This window comes from Ferruginibacter sp., assembly GCF_014377975.1.
Classification (GTDB): Bacteria; Bacteroidota; Bacteroidia; order Chitinophagales; family Chitinophagaceae; genus Ferruginibacter.
Genome location: NZ_JACMOO010000142.1, coordinates 1 through 2,594 on the forward strand (window position 1 = coordinate 1; position 2,594 = coordinate 2,594).

Genomic DNA, 2,594 nt, shown 5'->3' on the forward strand with positions numbered 1-2,594 from the left:
CAACGTAATTATATGCGAATGTTCATTTTTCTGAAAAATGTTAAAACCGCATAAGTTTTTAATTACTAAAATTATATATAAACGGGTTATAAATATACGAAAGTTAAACTTTCGTATAAAATATTAAATAATGTATGATTAATTGGAAAAACGCAAGTTTTGAGCAAACTTCCGCATATCAAATAAGACTGGAAATACCGGCAATACCGATCCGCATTCCCCATTCCCCATTCCGCATTCCCATTCACTTTTACGTTTAAATCGGCGTGGCGGCAGGGGTAACCCACACCCGTTACGGGTGGGCCATCGCTCATTGCTACGCCTGATTCGTCCGCCTGATTTACATCCGGCGAACGAATATTAAATTCCTAACCACCAGCAATACTTACCGTTACCAGTAATTTTATGACGATCCTCCAGGCTAACAATCCAACTGACTTCCTTCTCTCTGAAAAAAAATTGCGAAACCGAAAAGTTGCACATATATTTGCAACCGATTAGTTTCATAAATAAAAAACGTAAACATGAGAAAAATTATCGTCTTATCATTTATTACATTAGATGGGGTAATGCAGGCACCCGGCGGGCCGGAGGAAGATACATCAGGCGGTTTCAAATATGGCGGGTGGGTTGCACCTTATAGTCACGAAGTTGGTGGCAAGATGGAGCAAAAACAGATGGAACCTGCAGATCTTCTCCTTGGCAGAAAAACATTTGATATTTTTGCCAGCTACTGGCCTGAACGTGCAGACAGCTGGCCCGGTATCAATGATGTTACTAAATATGTCCTGTCCAGAACCATGAAAAAGTCAGATTGGAAAAACTCAGTCTTCCTCAATAGCCTGGCAGATATCGAAAACCTCAAAAATTCAAAAGGTTCTGACATTAAAGTCTGGGGCAGTGGTGAACTCACACAATTTCTACTGAAGCATGATTTAGTGGACGAACTCTGGCTCAATATTTACCCGTTGACTCTAGGCAAAGGAAAAAAGTTGTTTGACGGTGGCACCATTGCTGCAGCATTTACATTAACAGAGAGTTCTGTTACACCGGGTGGAGTTATTATCGCCAATTACAAGCGGGCTGGACAAGTAAAGACAGGTACTATCGGAGCTTAAAGACCAATAAAATAAATATATACAATAACTTCACGACACTACACTATAGACCCTATTAATTATGAGACGAGATATCTTTCAGGCAATAGCCGACCCGACAAGGCGGGCAATTATTGCCTTAATTGCATTGCAGGCAATGACACCGAACGCTATTGCTGATAACTTCAACACTACCAGGCAAGCTGTTTCGAAACACCTGCGCATACTTACAGAATGCAAACTGGTAAAACAAGAGCAACAAGGCAGGGAAATTTACTACTCTCTTGAAATTGAAAAAATGAAAGAGATTGATAAATGGTTAAACCAATTCAGAAAAATTTGGGAAACACGATTTAATCAACTTGACAAAGTATTATCAACAATTAAAAAATAGAACAAATGAAAAACAATTTGCTATTTGATTTTACCGTTGACAAAATAACAAAAACGGTATTCGTAAACAGAGAATTTGCTGCCGGTCTTTCGCTGGTGTGGGATGCCTTTACCAAACAAGAAATTCTTGATCAATGGTGGGCGCCTAAACCCTGGGCATCAAAAACAAAATTTATGAATTTCGAAGTTGGCGGCCGGAGATTTTATGCTATGGTAAGCCCGGAGGGACAAGAGCATTGGTCCATTCAAAAATTTACTTCCATTAGCCCAACAACCAATTTCAAAATGTCGAATGCTTTTGCAGACAAAGATGAAAACCCTGAATTGCCAGGTTCTGATTGGGATTTGAATTTCAGCGAAAAAAACGGAACAACAAAAGTTAGCATTACCATTAAAAATGATTCACTTAACCGGTTAGAGCAGATGATTGAAATGGGCTTCGAAGGAGGATTTACTATGACGTTAAACTACCTGGAAAATATCTTGACAACTTTATCGCAACGACAGTAGAAAGAAAATATTTTTGTTTATTCTACCCGTTGTAAAAATGATACGGAACAAATTATAAAAGAAGAAATGGACTGATTTGCTATAAACAAATGAATAAAGGAGATTTTTATTTAGCTGATAAGTTGAGCCTGGATGAATTTTTTCCCAGGCTGTGTTCTACCCTCCAGGCGCAGAAATGATACGTGGCCTTTGAGCACTATCCCTTCCTGTACCGGAAGAATTGCCAGGCAGGCTCCATCAAATGAGAACTTAGATTCTTTGCCCATGCTATCTTAATTGCATAAATATGGTTTTCTTGTTTATGTTTTGCAAGTAGCAGCAGAATTCTATTTTTTGAATGATCGCCCACAATTTCAAGAATCGCACGTACAAATGATTTACTCACCTATTCATTTCCATAAGCTCTAACTAATTGTAGTGTGCGTAACAGCCCGGTACAGGAAGGTCGTCGCTTATTGCCAGGCCTTATTTGCGGTGTCTGTGCCTTTTATTTGTTTATTATTTTTTTAAAATTCCTGCGCCAGGGTGACCTAAGTTATCTTCTCCATTTATATTTCTGTTGCTCCATGGTACGGGGCTCAACATTAGCTTTTA

4 protein-coding genes are annotated in these 2,594 nt (G+C 38.9%); 3 read left to right on the plus strand and 1 reads right to left on the minus strand.

Features of this window, described 5'->3' with window-relative positions; all coding sequences use genetic code 11:
* Positions 1–524: 524 nt before the first annotated feature.
* The 3 genes from H7254_RS08480 to H7254_RS08490 all read left to right on the plus strand — a co-directional run bounded on the left by H7254_RS08480 (position 525) and on the right by H7254_RS08490 (position 2,000).
* Positions 525–1,118: a dihydrofolate reductase family protein gene (locus tag H7254_RS08480; protein WP_301932559.1), complete on the plus strand. Its 594-nt coding sequence runs from the start codon at positions 525–527 to the stop codon at positions 1,116–1,118.
* Positions 1,119–1,179: 61 nt separating this feature from the next.
* Complete coding sequence (locus tag H7254_RS08485; RefSeq protein ID WP_301932560.1) at positions 1,180–1,491, plus strand: helix-turn-helix transcriptional regulator; 312 nt, start codon at positions 1,180–1,182, stop codon at positions 1,489–1,491.
* Between the two features lie 5 nt (positions 1,492–1,496).
* A complete protein-coding gene (locus tag H7254_RS08490) occupies positions 1,497–2,000 on the plus strand; it encodes an SRPBCC domain-containing protein (RefSeq protein ID WP_301932561.1) in 504 nt (167 codons plus the stop codon).
* Between the two features lie 110 nt (positions 2,001–2,110).
* Here H7254_RS08490 and H7254_RS08495 read toward each other — a convergent pair whose 3' ends face one another.
* The gene (locus tag H7254_RS08495) at positions 2,111–2,266 is read right to left on the minus strand and encodes a hypothetical protein (protein ID WP_301932562.1); all 156 of its coding nucleotides are present in this window, start codon (positions 2,264–2,266) and stop codon (positions 2,111–2,113) included.
* Positions 2,267–2,594: the final 328 nt, after the last annotated feature.